The following is an 18,305-nucleotide window of genomic DNA, read 5'->3' as shown; positions in this document are numbered from 1 at the left end:
TCCGGTACTGATTCAAACTACTACTAAAACGATGTAACAACTTAAAACTCTTGCATTCAAAACGACCCGCACTTCCGTCTAAGAAGTGCGGGTTGTTTTTTACTCTGCGAGTGATACGATTTCGTAACTGAAACATGGATATTAAAAAAACGACTATAATTGCATAATTTGACACTAAGTCAGCCACGTTATAGAATTAGAATTGATTGTGGATTTAAAAATACCACGATGACAGTGATTAACATTTGTTGGTATATTAATGAAAATTATTGTAGTTAATGATTTTAATTTGGAGATAATTCGAGGAGGATATACATGAAACGTAATGATGGGGACGCAAAATTACATTATAAAATGTATAAAGCAGGCAAACGCTGGGTATTTGCTTCCATTGCGCTAGTTTCTTTTGGTATTAGTGGGTGGTTCAGCCAAACGGTTCACGCCGACACGACAACCGATGGTGACGAGACTGATGCTAATAATGATAACGAGACGAGTGCGCAAATTACACAAGCGCAGTCTGGCCTTCGCTTCGAACAAGCAGGAACTCAACAAGAAGAGCAAGTAAACACGCCGGCAGCCGACACGACTGCGCAGGACCAACAGGTGACAACACGTGAGGCGCCGGTGGCTGCAGCTGACCAGACAGCGCAAGGACAGCAAGACGCTGCACCAGCTGCCACGACTGACGAGAAACAAGATGAAACTGCACAGCAACCGACTGACTCTGTCACCAACACGAGCCAGCAATCAAATAACGGTCAGCAAAATCATAGCTATATAACTAACGCTAATGAGACGGTCCCAAGCCAGCATGATAACGGCGAACTGCCGGTAAACAATAACGACCAGCAGTTAGCTAATGAGCAGGTCAGCCGCCCGCAACTGGCTAATTTTGGCAATCAGTTCGTCAATTCGGAGCAACAAGAAGATGAACAGGTCGCAGAACCGAATAATGATCAGGAACAAAATAATGTGATTGGACCGCAAATAGAACACGATGTTAATTGGATCAATGCGACAACTGATACGACAGTTGATGTTTATACGTGGGATGAATACGTAGCGGCCTTAAAGAATGGTAACATTACGACAATTAATATTGCTGCAGATATCGATAGCGGTACGAATGGCCAGATGAGATTTAAAATTGCTGATCGCGGGGGGACTGCGATGTTGACCATTCAAACTAAGCCGGGAGATGTGCGGCATATTTTAGCTTATTCTGTTAGTGACGCATATATTTACTGGCCCCAAACGAACAATGATTTTCACTTAACTTACAGCAATTTAAATTTGTACGGATCATCCTTTTATGGAATGATCAGTACCGATGGTGGCTGGAATACCAATCCTACTAAAGATATTACCTTTGATAATGTGGACTATGTAGGTTCTCAGATGGTATATGCCGGTGCTAATACTATTGTGCACATCAAGGGTAATGTGACGGCTAATACCAAGTTAACTTATACTTTGAACGGCCATTCTTATACTACTCAGGACAATGGTAAACAACAGATTTTTCAGTTTACTCAAGCGGGCTGTCAGTTAATCTTTGAAACGGGTGCGAATTTTACTGGTTCGTCATACACCGGGCACGTGGTTGAAATGACTGGTGGTAATAATAAGTTTACGGTTCAAACTGGTGCAACGGTTAATTTAAATCCAGCCGGGAATGCTGCCGCTAATGCAAGTGCTAATAATACAGAAAATTATGGTAAACCCGTTGGTATTTACGTTAATGGTTCTGGTGAAGTTGATGTGTCTGGCATCCTGAATATTAATGTTGGTCAAAATAGAACCAGTCCGGATGGTGCACAGGCGATGGCAATCAGCTTAGGCAATGCTAATTCTACCATTAACATTCATAAAAATGGTCAATTAAATATTAAAACTAGCGGTAATATTAGTACAGCAAGCGCTAGTGGGGTGGCTAATGAGTTAGTTTACGATGGTGGTTCTTTAAATATTGACGATGGTGGTAAATTCGACGTTACTGGGACCAACATGGGTACCTATAGCGGTACTTTAGTAATTATCAAAGGCAAGGCTAGTGTTGAAGGCGGTACTTTTAAGATTCAACTAACTGGAGATAACACTGCAAGTGGTGCTGGTACTGGTGCAATGACATTACTTGATGTACAAAATCAGGCTGCTGGGGCAGTTGATATTGAAAATCCGCGTGAATTTTTACTGGATGTTGGCAATAACGCCACTGCTCAAATTGTGTCTAATAATAAATTTACGCTACATGGTGTCAAAATTAGACATAATGGTACTGAAACGGATCCTTACCGTGATTTGACTTTTCACAGTAATGCTGATGGTTCATTAAAACTCGATACAGTCTATGGGATGACCGAAGCTGCTGAAACTTATGTTACTGCTACATTTGTTAATGGTAATAAAATTTCTAAGCTAGATTTTATTTCTGCTAACCCAGACGGATTTGTAGAGATTGATAGTGATTTAACTGTTACTCATAGTTCTAACGGCTATACAATAACAGGCTACACTAATCAAGCTGATGAATATATTAGTGCTGTAATTAATGGTCATGACTATAATGATAAAGTTACCGGTGGGGGAGTTAACAGCCCATATTGGCGTGAACTTCGTGATGGGAAAAAATATGCAGCTAAATCAGCTAGTTCACCAAGCGCTAACGGGAAGTACCAATTTACGTTTACGATCCCTAATAATGCATTTATAGCTGGCGATGACGCGCCAGGGACACAAATTGGTCTAACTCCTAATAAAAATTTTGTTGGTCCTAAAGATCCCAGTGAGTATCCTAAAGAATTTCAGTTAATCAAAAGTTTAAGCGAAGCTAAGACGGATGCTAAGAATGCAATTGATGCTTTAGCACAAAAAGCACTGCTTAACAATCCATATGTAAGCGGTGATCCCAATTATCAACCTTATATAAATGCGATTAATAATGCTGCGTCTAACGCAAAAAGTGTAATTGACGCTGCAAATGATCAAGCTGGTATTGATACTGCTCAACAAACAGGTGAAAGCAATATTCTAGCCGAATTTAAACAAGCGGTGAAAACTAAAATTCAGAGTGATGTTACTTCTGAAAAGGGCGCAATTAATGGAATGCACCTTTCTAGTGATAGTGAGGGGAATGATAATTTTCCTGATGGAGAACAACAGTACTATAGGAATCAGTTAGATACTGTTTCCGGTGCTGTAACTGGTAATAATAGTGATTTGATGATGGCTGGCGATTTAGACAGTGCAATTGCTGCTGCAACTACTGGCAAAAATAAGGTACAAAGAGTCGTAGACCAAGCCCAGAAGACTGCTGATTTAAGAGGTTATAAAAATACTCAGAGAGGAACTGCTAAATTTCCTAATTTGGATAGTGAAATTACTACGGCTTCTGCTGAGTGGGAAAATCAAATTAAAATTGCAGGAAGTGACATTGATCTTAATACGCTCGAAAATTCAGGCAAGACAGCAATTGATAATGTGATTAAGAATTATAAAGACGATGTAAAAACACCACTAACAAGTGCGATAAGTGATGCTCAAAACAAGTTAAGTACGGTAACTGGATTAACTGATAATCAGAAAAATACTTTACAAACTATTTTGAATCAGGCGACAACGAATGTTAATGCTATTACTAGCGCTAACAGTAATAGTGATGTTACAAGTAAGAAGGATGCTGCTCAACAAAAAATTGACTTGGTCAATGCACAGATTGCTGCCATTAAAGCAGTGCAAAAAGAAGCTGCTGATCAAAAATCATCGCTACCTAGCAGCGTCACGGATACTTCTACGATTGACACGGCTTTGAATACGGCGATTACTAATATTACTGCTACTACTACTACGAGTGTAACTGATGTTACTACGCAAGAAACTGATGGCTTGGTAGCAATTGACAAGGCTGCCGCTAAACTTTCGTTAACGCAAAAGGCTAAGGATATCAAAGACCAGCTGGAAGATTATTTAAATGAAAATAATCCCGATGGTACTTTGACGGCACCGCAGATCGAGGAGCTAAAAGGTGAAGCTGACCAAATTTTAAATGGTGATGGTACTAATCCAGGATTTTTAGATAATATCGATACTGCTACGACTCAAGAAGGAGTTTCACAGCTCGCTACTACTGGGCGCCAGCAACTGCAAGATTTGCTGGATCAGGCAGCTTTGCAGGCGGCTAAAAACAAGGCTATCAGTGATTTGCAAGGTGATGCTAATACTGCAATTGGTAAGATTGATGATCAATTAAATCATGGTTTGTCTCAAGATGACCATGATCACTTAGTGCAGCAGATCAATGATGCTGTCAATCAGGCTAACCAAGATATTCAGGATGCTAATGACCAAGATGATATTGATACCGCCAAGCAAAAGGCAGAAAACGTGATCAATGCTGCGGTTACTACAGCTACGGACAATGCTACAGCTGCTACTGCTTTGCAAAATGCGAAGAATACTGCGATTGATATTTTAAAGCAAAAAGAACAAGCTGCCATTACTCATATTAGTAATATTCCAGACTCGCAGCTCAGTGTGGCTGAAAAAGAGCAGTATAAAAATCAACTCAAGCAACAAGAACAAGACGCTGAGACGGCAATCAATGCTGTAACGGGTACTATTGGTGGAACTCCTAATGATCCGGTTCAACAAGCTATTGATGCTGCCGTAACGGCTGGTGAAAATAATTTTGACCAAACTAAAGCACAGGCCGATTTAGCTGCGGCCAAAGCGGATGCACTGCAGAAATTGCAGACTGCGCGAGATAATGATAAAGGTGCAATTGATAACATTCCATCGGGATTAACTGCTGCTGAAAAGCAGGCATACAAAGATCGCATCGACAGTCTTTACAACACTGCTGCGGGTAATATCAGTGATGCTACTACGATCTCCGGTGCTAATAGTGCTTCTCAAACCGGTGTCACTGCTATGGATGGGGTCGTTACAGAAGCAACACAAACTGCTAGTGGTCACGTAGATAATGTAAACCGAGCTAAAACTGCTGCACAAACAGCTTTGAATAACCAGGCTGCTAAGATTAAAGAAAATATCGCCAACGACCCGAACTTAACGCCGGGAGAAAAAGAAGATTATCGTAATCAGGTCGATCAGACGTTGGCACAAGCAACGGCTGCAATCAATGCTGCTGTTAATACTGATGCAGTAGATGATGCTCAAAATTCCGGGCGCGATGATTTGAACGCGATTCAGTCAGCTGCTGATTTACAATCCGCTAAGGATGCTGCTATCAAGCAGTTGACTACCGCGGAAACGACGGCTAATAATGCGATCGATAATTTACCAGCTACTAATTTCAGTGCTGCTGATAAGGAAGCCTTAAAAGCTCGGGTACGTCAGCATTACAATGATGCTAAAAATAAGATCACTAATGATACCGATGCGACGACAATCAACGCAGACCGCGACGCTGGTATCAAAGAAATCGAAAAAGTGGTGACTGCAGCCGGTGACTGGAGCGCTGCTAAAGACACGGCGAAGGCTGGCTTGGAACAGACGGCTGAGGAAACTAGGAATCGGATCAATCAGTCTACTACTATGGGCGATAGTGATAAAGCTAATGCGCTAGCTGCGGTGGATACTGCTTTGAATACTGCTTTGGCTAATGTTGATGATCCTAGTATTGAACCAGCTAATTCGAGCGATGTTGACGCCGCCATCGATCGTTTAAATAGTGTCGAGACGACTGGCAAGAAAAATATTGCTGAAGCTGGAAACCAAGGCATTCTGACAGGAGCAATCAATAACGCAACTACGGCTTTAGACAATTATGCGACTGCTGCTAAAGGTAAGTTGGATGGTAGTATGTCTACTGCTGATCGGAATGCTGCAGAAGCGAAAATCGATCAGGCACGCGATGCCGCTAAAGCTGCTGTTGCCAATGCCAGTTCTTTAAGTGAAGTTGATCAGATCGTGACTGCCACCGGTGGGTTAACCGGTAGTACGTCTGCTGATCAGATGCATGGCACGGGAATTGCAGCGATGGACGATGTCGTTAATGCAGCTAATTTGCAAAACGCTAAGGATAAAGCTAAACAGGCAATTGATAATGCAGTTAGTGGAATCAATTGGACAGGAGTTAATTCTGGCGATAAGAATGCAGCTGAACAGTTGATCACTAGCATTGTTGAAACTTATAAAGACCAGATTGATCATGATACTAATCGGGGAAGTGTTAATTCCGATAGGGATGAAGCGATCACCGAAATCAATAATGTGGTTACTAATGCTGCTAACAACACGTTAAATGCCAATAAAAACTCTGCTATCACTGAGTTAGGCGCTGAAAAGACTCGTCTTGATAACGCGATTGATGCTTTGAATACTCCAGATGGCAAAGGACTTACTCAAGAGCAAGTTGCTGCTTACAAACAACAAGTTCAAAATGCGTATAACGACGCAGTTGCAAACGTCAATAGTGCTAGCGGCCAAGAGGAGATAAATTCTGCCAAAAATAGCGGTATCATTGACATGGATAACGTGTTGACAGCTGCTCAGCTACAAGCAGACAAAAATAAGGCTGATAAAGAGTTAGATGAATATGCCGCTGACGCTGTTGATGATGTTCAGGGCATGGTTGGCACAGGGGCTAATAAGATTTCTCAGCATGATGCCGATAATATCATCACGATGATTAATGATGCCCGCGACACGGCCAAGAATCGAGTTAATAGTGCTAATTCACCAGCTAAAGTAACAACTGCTGAGACTAATGGTAAAGCTGCTATTGATGCCGCTAAGCAGGTGGCAACGGACACTGCAGCTAACCATACGTTGCAAGTGGGGTTAAGCCAGGCTAAACAACAGGCTAATGGTAAGTTGGATACTGCTGCGCAGAAACTAAAGGATCAGATGGATCAAGACGTTGCTGCGGGCAATATGAGTCAGGCTAAACAAGAAGAATTAAGTGACCAGATCGATCAGTTAGTTGCTACTGCTAAAGAAAAAATCAACGGGGTAACTTTACCAACTCCACCTGCTACACCTGGGCCAGATGATTTGACTGCGGCGGTTAATAAAATCAACGGTTACGAGCAGGCCGGCGAGAACGCCTTAGGCCAAGTGCAAAACGACCGCGATTTGGAAGTTAACCGCAACAAAGACTTAGCGGTACTCCAAGCTGCGGCGGATGCGGCTAATAATACAATTGATCATTTAAACTCAGCAACAGATGAACAAAGACAGGCAAGAAAAAATCAGGTAGAAGCAGAGCGTAAAAAAGCTGCTGATAAGATTAATGGCGCAAGCGATGCAGCGACGATGAATCAGGCTAAAAATGATGGGATTAGTGCAATCGATGCAATTGCCACTGCTTCTCAGACCTTGTCTGATGCTAAGGACACTGCAATTTTAGCGTTGAAGCAAAAAGCAGATGCCGCTAAGCAGGAATTAAGTAATTTGCCTAATTTAGGACCAGATGAAATAGGAGCAGGTAATGCCGCGGTTGATACTGCGCTGGCAGATGCGATTTCCAAGGTCAATGCTGCTAATAATACGGGCGATGTAACTAATTTAGAAACTGCTGGTGAAACGGCAATTGAAAATTCGATTTTACCAAGCAAATTGCAGTCGATTAAGAATGAACAGGTCAAAGAAATTAATGATTATGCTAGTCAGCAGAGCCACTTAATTGATACTGATACGTCTTTTGGTAGTTTGTCGAGTGATCAAAAGAAAGCTTTGAAAGAGCAAATCGAGCAAAAACGGCAAAATACTGTTAATAAAATCAATAATGACGATGACACCAAATTGCCAGCTAATGCGACTGCTAGTGATTTAGCTAATGTAGAAGATGCAGTTAAAAATAAGGTTAAAGATACGACTGTTAATCCTAATACCGGTGGTGAACCTGAGATTGATGCAATTGTTAATGCAGGTAGGGATCAAGCTTTGTTGCTTAATAAGCAGCAAGGAATTGAAAGATTAAAACAGCAGGCACAGGCTGCTAAGGATCAGATTACAGCTATTCCTGGGTTATCTGGTACGGATAAGGAAGCTTATAACAAACAAATTGATGATGCTGTTGATAGTTTTACGGATCAGATTATGGGCGCAGCTAATGTCACTGACGTCGATACTTTATTAGGTACCGGTAATACTGGCAGTCAAACGAAATTTAATAATATTGTTGCTAGTGCAACGGCTGAGGGAAATAGGACAGCTGCTTTAAATGATTTGATGAGCACATACAATACGGCTAACGATATGATCAATGCTTCTCAAATGTCGGGCACTGACAAGCAAGGGGCGTTGACTGTGGTGCAGACAGCTTATGATGACGGTAAAACAGATATCAACGATCCTACGAATGCAAATAATCTTTCTGGCGTAACTCAAGCTGCCCAAGCTAACATTATGAATGTGGTAACCAAGGGGCAAACTGGCACTTACTTTGGAATTGAGAGTACAGCAATTACTAACTTGTTAGATACTGCTAAGACTGATGCTGATAATGCTATTGATGGTTTAACTAGTTTAGACGCCACTCAAAAGGCTGGCTATAAGAATGATATTCTGGCTGCTTACAGTAGTGTTCAATCGTCAATTAGTAATCTTGGTGCTAATGCAACCATCAAGGATTTAGATGCAATTTACAGCGACGTCAAAGATAAGATCAGCAAACTTAAGGCTCAGGCCAAGTTGCAAAATGCGGCTGAAGCGGCTAATTATACTATCGATCATTCAAATGAATTATCTGATGAAATCAAACAAGCAGCTAAGAAGAAGATCAAAGATCAATTTGACTTAACTAGCACCGCGATCGATAATTTGATCGAGCCGGAAAACGACGTGGCGGCTAAAGACGAACTGATCGATAGTACTGAAGATCAGGGAGCTGTCGCATTTAACAACATCGTGGAACAAGCTAAGAGGGATTCTGCTACTGAGTTACAAAATAAGAAGACTGCCGCTAAGCAAGAGATTGACGCCGCTTATAACTCCGCTAAGCATAAGTTAGAGGAGCAATTTAACCATGGCGACCCACTTGCGGCTAATCAGCTGACGGAGCTGGACAATGCTAAAACTGCTGCTGAAAATGCCATTGATAGTGCTATTAATACCGATAATTTGAAGACGGCGCAGTTGCAAGCCGAAAAAACTCTTGCTAAGGGTGCCGTCGACAACGCCGCTACGTTAGCCAAAGACCAGATCGATGCCGGAAATTACTCGGCTGCACAAAAGACAAATCTGAAAAATCAGATCGACGCTGCGGCAGCGGTCGCTAATACGACTACTACCGGCACGATCGACTCGGCTACTAACGAAACGGGTGTTACTAACGCGCGGGATACGGCTATTGCTAATATCGGTAAGGTCGTAACCGACGCTGCGGCAGCGGCACATAATAGTGCGACAGAGCTAGATAATCACCGCCACAGCGCACAACAGGATGCCATCAATGAAGCTAATAAGATCAAGGGTGAGATCGATGCCGCGGTTCAAGCCGGCAAGTACGACCAGGCTGTCGGTGATATTTTGAAAGGACAGGTTGATAGCGCGCTGCAGACCGGTACTAATAACAATAATAGTGGAAGTATTGACCGCGCCGGGACTGATGGAGCAATCGATCAGGCCAAAAACGAAACGATTGCTGCGATCGATAACGTGATCAGCCCAGCTAACGTCGATCAGGTGCTGAACCGAGGCTCGCTGCAGGCGGCTAAGGATGCTGCTTTGCAGGAATTGGAGAATAAGCATAACGCGGCAGTGGCTGCTTATCACCGCCTAGGATTTAGCGGGATGGATGCTAACTTTATCGCCGGGTTGTTAGGTCAGATGAATAGTTCTTACGAGGACGCTAAAGCAAAGATCACTGCTGCTACCAGCGTCGGTCAGGTCAACACCGCTAAGGACGCGGGCGTCGCGCAGCAAAATACGCTGGCCAATAAGAGTGACGCGCTGACGACTTTGCAAAATTCGTATAACGCAACGATTGCTGGCATTGACAGTGCAAATTTGACGCCGGAACAAAAGACCGAGTTGAAAAATAAGGCCAAAGAATCGCTAGAAAATGGCAAGAAAAAGATCATGGATATTCCGCTGGGAAGTCCGGATGCGGCGGCAGCTACCGACGCAACGATCAGCGCTGCCGGTGATTTGAGCACGGCTTGGCAAGCTGCCTTACAGGCTTTACAGGCTAAGGCCCAAGAAGTGCGCAACAGAGTCGATCAGGATCCTAACTTGACTCCGGCACAAAAAGCAGTCTTCGATCAGCGCATCCAGGCGATTTTAGGCGACGCCACCGGTAAGATCATCGGTGGGCAAAGTCTGACTGACGTTAGCCGAGAAGAACAAGTGGGCGAACAAGATCTGGAAGATTTACTCCGGGCAGTCGGAGCGGTCGATGAAGTTCATAACGATCCTAAGTTACCTGCCAATCAAAAAGATGAATTGACTAATGACATCGTGAATAACTTAGATAATCCCGCTATGTTGCACGCGGTGGCTAGCATGTACGCTGATTATACAGACGCGCTGAACAAGATCAAGGGCGCTGTAAACGAGCCGCAGTTACAACAAATGTTAAGCGACGCGTTCAATCAGGCGCTGGCTGCACTCTTCGCCAATGGCGATCCGGCTGCTATCCGGGCTCAGGTTGACGCGCAGTTCGACAGTATTGTGGCTCAAGCGATCTGGCCTGTTGGCAGTGGCGCTGCCGGTGCTGCAGGTACCGGAAACAACGGTGCTGGGTCGTTTGAGCCGAATGCAGCGGGCCGTCAAGGAGTTGACCGGGCAGGCATGGGTAGTTTACCGCAGACTGGTGAAAAGCAAACACCGGCTGCTGGCGTACTCGGTTTGTTGCTGACGCTGTTTTCGTTTGGAATGTTAGGCAAAAAGAAACGTGACTACGAAGACACCACTAAATAAAATTTAAATAAAAGCAGTCGTTCCGTCATCACGGGGCGACTGCTTTTGGTGTGGGGAGTTATTGAATAGTAAAAGAGAACCGGCAACAAAATTGCGCCGGTCCTCTTTTTAAATGAAAATATTGTTGTTAACGGTTAATTGAAGTTGAGATCCTCAATAAAAAATCGCTTTATGCGGAGGAGGCACAAGGCGATTAAAATGAAATCAAAGTGTTCTGAATAACACTCTGTTGAGCAACAATTAAGTTGCCGCTTTCATTGAAGATAATTTCTTAACTTCGATTTTATTTTACTGCTATTTTTTTTGTTAGTCAATAAAAAAACTGCCAAAAAAATTTAAAGGATATATTAAGGCGACGATGAGTTGGTGCTTGAAATGGTTAAATGTAAGGCAACTTACGGCTAAGTAATAATTGTAATTATTAGTCGTTATTAATTGTCCAGCTAGTGTTATTTTAAATCAAACCAGTGTATAATGAACGTTGATGATAATATAAAAGGAGGTTACTATTAATGAATATCGTCAACTTAGCACGTTTTCAGTTTGGAATGACGACCATTTTCCATTTCTTCTTTGTGCCGTTTACCATCGGAACCGGGTTAGCAGTTGCAATTATGGAAACTATGTATGTGCGCACTAAAGATAAAATGTACTTAAAGATGACTAAATTCTGGGGCAATATCTTTTTGCTCAGTTTTGCCGTCGGGGTCGTGACCGGGATCATTCAGGAATTCCAGTTTGGGATGAACTGGTCTGATTACTCTCGCTTTATGGGAGATATTTTTGGTGCACCACTGGCTATCGAAGCCTTACTGGCATTCTTCATGGAATCGACGTTCATTGGTTTATGGATGTTTACTTGGAGGATGGTCAAGCCGGCGTTACACGCAACCTTTATCTGGCTGACGACGCTGGCATCGATGCTGTCTGCTTTTTGGATCTTGACTGCCAATAGTTTTATGCAGCATCCTACCGGTTACGTGATCCGTCACGGCCGCGCCGAGATGGTTAGTTTTGCCCAACTGATTTCTAACCCACAGGTGTGGTATGAATTTACCCACGTGATCGCGGGTGCCATTACCATGGGTGGCTTTTTGATCGCCGGGATGGCTGGCTTTAAGTTACTTAATAAGAAGTTAGTAGAGAAGGATTTCTTTAAGAAGTCCGTCAAATTAGGCTTAACGATCGGACTGATCGGTTCGGTTGCAGTCTTTTTGGCCGGCGACTTGCAGATGGAGGCTTTGATCAAAGAGCAGCCGATGAAGTTTGCCGCTACCGAAGGTGAAAAGGTCAATACGCCGAGTCCGGCACCGTGGAAACTAGTTTCTGTGATGGATACTAAGACTCACGAGGACAAGTTTAGTATTAAAATTCCGTACGCTTTGAGTATTTTAGCTTACCATAAGCCATCGGGTTCGATCGAAGGCATGGACGAAGCTAATAAGAAACTCGAAGCTAAATACGGCGACCAAAATAATTATTACCCACCGGTTAACTCCGTCTTTTGGTCCTTCCATTTGATGGCTTTATTTGGAGTGGCAATGTTTGGTGTTGCCGTACTAGGACTGTTCTTTGCCCGCAAGAGCAAGGGGACGTTATTTAAACATAAGTGGATGTTATGGATCCTCGGGCTCTTTACTTTCGTGCCGTTTATCACCAATACGACTGGTTGGTTGGTAACTGAGCTAGGGCGTTATCCGTGGACCGTTTATGGGTTATTTACCATCAAACAAAGTGTTTCGCCTAACGTTTCGGTCGGTTCGCTACTGACGTCTAACATCATTTATTTCTTGTTATTTACTACGTTGGCAGCCGTGATGGTCGGCTTGACCGTTAAAGAGCTGAAAAAAGGCCCTGGCGATGTCTTAGCTGAAATCGAAAATACGCCAGAACACTTTACTGATCCATTCAATAAGGAGGCGTTTGAATAATGTCCATACTTCAATTTTTATGGTTCGCTGTCATTGGGATTTTATTCGCCGGTTTCTTCTTCTTAGAAGGCTTTGATTATGGGGTCGGCATGTCGGTCAAAACGTTGGCGCGTAACGCGGACGAACGCGACCAGTTAGTCGACACGATCGGGCCGATTTGGGATGGTAACGAGGTTTGGCTGATCACGGCTGGCGGGGCGATGTTCGCTTCGTTTCCGTACTGGTATTCGGCTTTATTTTCCGGCTACTACCTCGTATTGTTCATCATTTTGTTCGGACTGATCATCCGGGGCGTTTCCTTCGAATTTCGCGCTAAAACAGACTTGGCTAAAAAAGGAATCTGGGATTGGACTTTAGCTATCGGTAGTTTCCTCGTGCCATTTATGTTCGGGATGCTGTTCATCAGTATGATCCAAGGAATGCCGATCGACGCGCACGGTAACGTTTGGGGTCACTTTACTTCGTACGTTAACCTATTCTCACTAGTTGGTGGAGTAGCATTGGTCTTACTGACTTACTTGCACGGCTTAAACTACATCGGCTTAAAGACCAATGGGGCGTTAAGACAACGGGCTAAGCAGTACGGCCAGATCTTATACCCGGTTTTGTACGTTGGTTTAGTACTCTTTGCCGTCTTGATGTTTTTCGAAACGGACTTCTTCCGAGTACATCTCATCGGCACGTTGTCCTTGTTGGTAGTGATCGTTTTACTAACGGTGATCGCCCACATCGGCGTGCTCAAGAGCAAGGAAGGCTTGTCGTTTTTCATGAGCGGTTTTTCGCTAGTTGCCTTAGTTGCCTTGTTATTCCAAGGCTTATTCCCACGCTTGATGATCAGTACTCGGGGAGCTAAGTACGACTTGTTGATCACGAACTCTTCATCATCACCGTACACGTTAAAGGTAATGACGATCGTGACCTGCATCTTTTTGCCGATCGCATTACTCTACATTGCATGGACCTATTACATCTTTAGAAGAAGAGTAACTTCTGCACGTAAGGGTAATTAATTTAAAATTAAACTAAATGGAGTTGGGACAAATACTATTTTGTCTCAACTCTTTTTTTGGTGATGAAGACAACTGGTTTGAAAAAGTCTTACTATTTTGGTAACATTTATTTTGAAGACAGGGGGTGAAGGGCATCGAAATTAGGTATAAGAATAAGCAAATTAAAAAGCAGTGTACGGATTTAAAAAAAGCACAGAAAAAGTATGGCAAACAAACTGCTGAAAATTTGTTTGCTTTACGTAATTTGCTTGAAAGTGCCCTTTGTCTTCAAGATGTTAATGCATTGCTGATCTATAATTTGCATAAATTAATTGGAGATAAAAATGGGCTGTATGCATTGGACATCGACGGCAGAAAGAATAGTTACCGGTTAATTATTTCACCGTTATCTGAAGATGGCGAAACTGTAACTAATTCCACTGTGGATCTCATTTTGTTTTACCGTAGTATTACTATTGTCAGGATCGAGGAGGTATCTAAGCATTATGAATAAATTAAGTAATGAGATGACGGTAGCTTTTCATCCAGGATATTATGTCAAGAAATATTTAAATCATCAGGGAATGAAGCAAAGCGAACTAGCTGAAAGACTTAATACCACCGAAAAAAATGTTAGCAATTTGGTCAATGGCAAATTGCAGTTAACGGATAGTTTGATAGACGGATTATCTTTGGTGTTGGGAACTTCTAAAAAGTTATGGGAAAATTTAAATGATCATTATTTGAAGAGTAAGCGACAAATTGAAAAAGAAAATGAGCTTAGTAGGGAAAAAGACATTTTAGCGCAGATGGATTATTCATTTTGGAGTAAAAATGGTTTTGTTACGGAGAAAAAAAACAGCGCAGATAGAATTGATCAGTTAAAAAATTTTTTGCGAATATCTTCGTTAGAGGTACTGAAAAAGAGGGATTTTTTAGTACAGTATAAAACGGCTGTTACTACTGTGCAGGAAAAAAATATTATTAATTCAAACGCTTGGGTGCAAACGGCTTTAAATGTGGCTAATCAGCAAAGTGTGGGCAGAATAGATCTAAAATTACTAAGGAAAAAACTGCCTCAAGTTAAGCAAATGACAGTTTTGTCTCCGTCGGAATTTTTACCTCAATTGAAAGCCATTTTAGCAGAATCTGGAGTGGCACTGGTAATAATCCCCAATTTAAAAAATTGTGGAGTCAATGGTGCCGTTAAATGGCTAGGCGAGCAAAAAGTGATGTTAGCTATCAATGACCGTAGAAAATATTCTGATGTTTTTTGGTTTGCTTTTTTTCACGAAATTGAGCATATCTTTCAAAAAAAAAGGGGACATATTATTGTTTCTACTAAAAATGATGCTGCTTTGACTAGCCCATTAAATATTTCTGCTTTAGAAGCTGATGCAGATCGCTTTTCGCGAGACTATTTAATTGCTCCTAAGGACTATCAAAAATTTGTTGCTGGCAATAATTTTAGTTATCAAACCGTGGTTTCTTTTGCCCAACAACTAGGAATTCAACCCGGAATTATAGTTGGAAGATTGCAAAAAGAGCACTTAATTAATTTTAATCAATTAAATAACCTTAAGCAAAGGTATGAAATTGCGTAAATACCAAAAAAAGGAACTAGAACAAAACGAATTTTGTCCCAGTTCCTTTTTTGGTTTTGCCTACTTCGCCGTTTCTAGCTCTTTTTGAAATTTGGCTTTGTACTGTGCCGGCGTGCTGCCCGTGACTTTTTTGAAAGTCTGGGATAAATGGCTGGTACTGTTGAAGCCGAGAAAAGAAGTAATGTATTTTAAAGTATAATTAGTGGTAGTTAATAATTGCTGAGCAGCCTTGATTTTTTGTTGCAAGATATACTGCTTAAGTGTGATGTTGTAACGTTCCTTGAACAGCTTGCCTAAGTAACGCTCCGAACATTCGAAGTAATCGGCTAATGCCTGCAAACTCATCTTGTCGCAGATGTGCTCGTTAACGTAATGCATGCACCGCTCCTCTAAGGGCAGTGAGTGCAGCTGCAAGTAGTCGGTCATTTCGGTGTAATAAAAATTGGTGACCGTAGTCAGCCACGTTTGGAACGGTACGACTGTCTGCTGGACTTCGATCTTGCCGATGATCTGGTCTAAGGTATAATAGGCACGATCGGGAGCGAAGCCGGTGGCGATCGCCACTTGATTTAAGCAAGCGACGTAGGCGATCAGCACGTTTTTTTCACCCCGCAGCTGGTTTTTTTGCTCGAAACGCATGCCGACTAACTTGAAGTGCATTTCTTTGTTGAGCTGCTCTTTGAGTTTTTTGGTGTCCTGATTTTTGAAGGCTTCGAACAAGTCCCTCATATTCCCATAAAAAGCTTCAGAGGCGACTTCGAGGTCCATTATTTCTTTGATGTTACTCGGATCTTCCTCGTCGTAAAAAATGGAGTTAAAATCCGTCTTTTCCGCTTCACGGTGAGTATAAAGTTGGTAAGTTAGCTGACAAATATTCTTGGCTTGTCCCAAAAAACTGATGAATGCTAAACTGTGCTCTTTAGAATGGGACGGTGGCACGGCGGGCTCCAAAACTAAAAATTCGTCTTTACCTAGTGTGATCACCAGATAAAAGCCGCTACTGTAATTAACGATGTTAAAAGCATGTCCGGCACACCGTTTCAGAATTTGCGTGTTTTTAAGTCCCTTGCTGGGATATAAATTAACGATTTTTTCGTGTGAGTTTTTTTCGTAGTGCTCAATATTCATTTCTAAAGATTCGGCTAATAGTTTGAGATTATCCACATTCTGACCTCCCCAATGCCAAATTTTGATGCAATTATGATTTTTTAGTTATTAAAATTTCTACCTATATATGATATTATAAATTTTTATGGCATTTTCGTCAACGTCGGTGCCAGTAGCTTAGGCCTTTGAAGTGTTAACTTGTTGCTGTGGAGCCCGACTGTGATTACGTTTGTACTGAATAGTCGTAGTGCCACTGATTTTCTTAAAGGTCTGTGCTAAGTGACTGGCGCTGGTAAAGCCGAGCTGTTTGGTGATCTCATCTAAGTTATAGTTGGTAGTGTCCAGCAAAAACTTAGCGGCGTCGATCTTCTTTTGTAAAATATACTGTTTGATCGTAATGTTATAGCGGCGTTTAAATAAGCGTCCGAGGTAGCGTTCCGAGCAGTTAAAGGTTTCGCCTAAATGAGCTAGGCTTAGTTTTTGTTCGTACAGGCGGTTATCGATGTAGAGTTTACACTGCTCTTCTAACGGGATCTTGTGTGAATTAAAGTACAACATAAATTCGTTATAGTAGTATTCGGTGGCCATCTTGACCCAAGAGTTAAAGGGACCGACGGCTTCGACGGTTTCGATGCGGTCGACGATGGCTTCGAATGCCTTATGAGCTTTGGCGTACGGGAAACCTCCCTGACAAGCAGAGAAGTTGAGGATCGCAGCGTAAGCGATCAGCGCGTCTTGTTCGCCGCGCAAGAATTTGCGTTTTTCCAACGCCTGACCGATGCTTTGTAATTTTTCTAATTCACGTAAAGCCGTTTTTAAGCTGTCTGCATCTCGTTTGCCAAAAGCGTCGATGACGGGCTTGATTATGTTGGTAAAACGGTTGGCGTTGAGCACGCTTCTTTTTTCCGCGGCAGCATCGATGGTTTGCCGGTCAAAAAAGATCAAGTTTAAGTCTAAGTCGGGGCTCGGATTTTTGGTAAACAACTGGAACGTTAGCCGACAAAGGGCCTTAGCCGGCGCCAATAATTTGGTAAATCCTAAATTATGACTGCGTAAGTCGCGCTGAGCTAACGAAGGTTCGAAGACTAGGTATTCGTCTTGTTGAAAACCAATTACTACACAGTAACCTAGGTTATAGCGAATTAAGTTATAGGAATGAGCGGGACATTTTTTTAAAATCTCCATCATTTGTTGGGTATTGTGCGTGTGAAATGATTTTTCGATATTTTTGTGTTCCTGTCCGTCGTAATAATCTAGGTTTAATCCTAATGAACGGGCTAATAGTTGTAAGTTTATCATTAAAATCTCCCCCATTATCTAATAAGATAAAAGTAAACTAATAGATCAAATATAATTCGGAAACATTTATATAATAAAGTTTACTTTTTTGATTATCTGGTACTAGTATAACACGAAATGTTAACCGGTTTAAGGCTTTTGCTTAAATAAATGTTACTTTTTTGATATGTAATCGTTTACTCAATAACTAATATTATTTGAAATGTAATAATAGCGCTTGCTTTTTAGTAAAGAGAAGTTTACTATAATAATGAAATTGAATAGCGATTTCTTCGGGGCAGGGTGTAATTCCCGACCGACGGTGACAAATGCGAGTTTGAAGTCCGTGAGCTGCATGGCAGTTGACTCAGTGTGATTCTGGGACCGACAGTGAAAGTCTGGATGGGAGAAGAAGATAAGAATATTAAACTCGCGTCCAGTGACTCAAACAATGAGCTAGCTTGCGAGAAATCTTATTTAATTAATCTACTAACGACCTCGTTGAA

Annotated in this window: 7 protein-coding genes and 1 riboswitch; of the genes, 5 read left to right on the top strand and 2 right to left on the bottom strand. The window is 42.1% G+C overall.

Going from position 1 to position 18,305, the window contains the following annotated elements; translation table 11 throughout:
• The first annotated feature begins 315 nt into the window (after positions 1-315).
• From ACSYSK_RS08575 to ACSYSK_RS08555, 5 genes are all read left to right on the top strand, one after another.
• The gene (locus ACSYSK_RS08575; protein WP_491714721.1) at positions 316-10,890 is read left to right on the top strand and encodes a DUF1542 domain-containing protein; all 10,575 of its coding nucleotides are present in this window, start codon (positions 316-318) and stop codon (positions 10,888-10,890) included.
• 512 nt (positions 10,891-11,402) lie between these two features.
• Positions 11,403-12,821, top strand: a complete 1,419-nt coding sequence (locus ACSYSK_RS08570; RefSeq protein ID WP_491714720.1) for a cytochrome ubiquinol oxidase subunit I — start codon at positions 11,403-11,405, stop codon at positions 12,819-12,821.
• Positions 12,821-13,831 (top strand): cytochrome d ubiquinol oxidase subunit II, encoded by a 1,011-nt coding sequence (gene cydB / locus ACSYSK_RS08565; RefSeq protein WP_491714719.1) that lies wholly within the window; start codon positions 12,821-12,823, stop codon positions 13,829-13,831. The genes ACSYSK_RS08570 and cydB overlap by 1 nt, the downstream gene beginning before the upstream one ends.
• Before the next feature lie 124 nt (positions 13,832-13,955).
• Complete coding sequence (locus tag ACSYSK_RS08560) at positions 13,956-14,324, top strand: type II toxin-antitoxin system RelE/ParE family toxin (RefSeq protein WP_491714718.1); 369 nt, start codon at positions 13,956-13,958, stop codon at positions 14,322-14,324.
• Positions 14,317-15,414 carry a helix-turn-helix transcriptional regulator gene (locus tag ACSYSK_RS08555; protein WP_491714717.1) on the top strand — a complete coding sequence of 366 codons (1,098 nt, stop codon included), beginning with the start codon at positions 14,317-14,319 and terminating at the stop codon, positions 15,412-15,414. Before ACSYSK_RS08560 ends, ACSYSK_RS08555 begins: the two co-directional genes overlap by 8 nt.
• Before the next feature lie 60 nt (positions 15,415-15,474).
• Here the strand turns inward: ACSYSK_RS08555 and ACSYSK_RS08550 are convergent, their stop codons facing one another.
• On the bottom strand, positions 15,475-16,578 hold the full coding sequence (locus ACSYSK_RS08550) for a helix-turn-helix domain-containing protein (RefSeq protein WP_491714716.1): 1,104 nt from the start codon (positions 16,576-16,578) through the stop codon (positions 15,475-15,477).
• A gap of 120 nt (positions 16,579-16,698) precedes the next feature.
• The gene (locus tag ACSYSK_RS08545; protein ID WP_491714715.1) at positions 16,699-17,820 is read right to left on the bottom strand and encodes a helix-turn-helix domain-containing protein; all 1,122 of its coding nucleotides are present in this window, start codon (positions 17,818-17,820) and stop codon (positions 16,699-16,701) included.
• 264 nt (positions 17,821-18,084) lie between these two features.
• Positions 18,085-18,217: riboswitch (FMN riboswitch) on the top strand.
• The last annotated feature ends 88 nt before the right edge of the window (positions 18,218-18,305 follow it).

The organism is Ligilactobacillus sp. ESL1201 (genome assembly GCF_058503265.1).
Note: the sequence above shows the minus strand (reverse complement) of the source record. Positions and strands in the feature narration are given on the sequence as shown.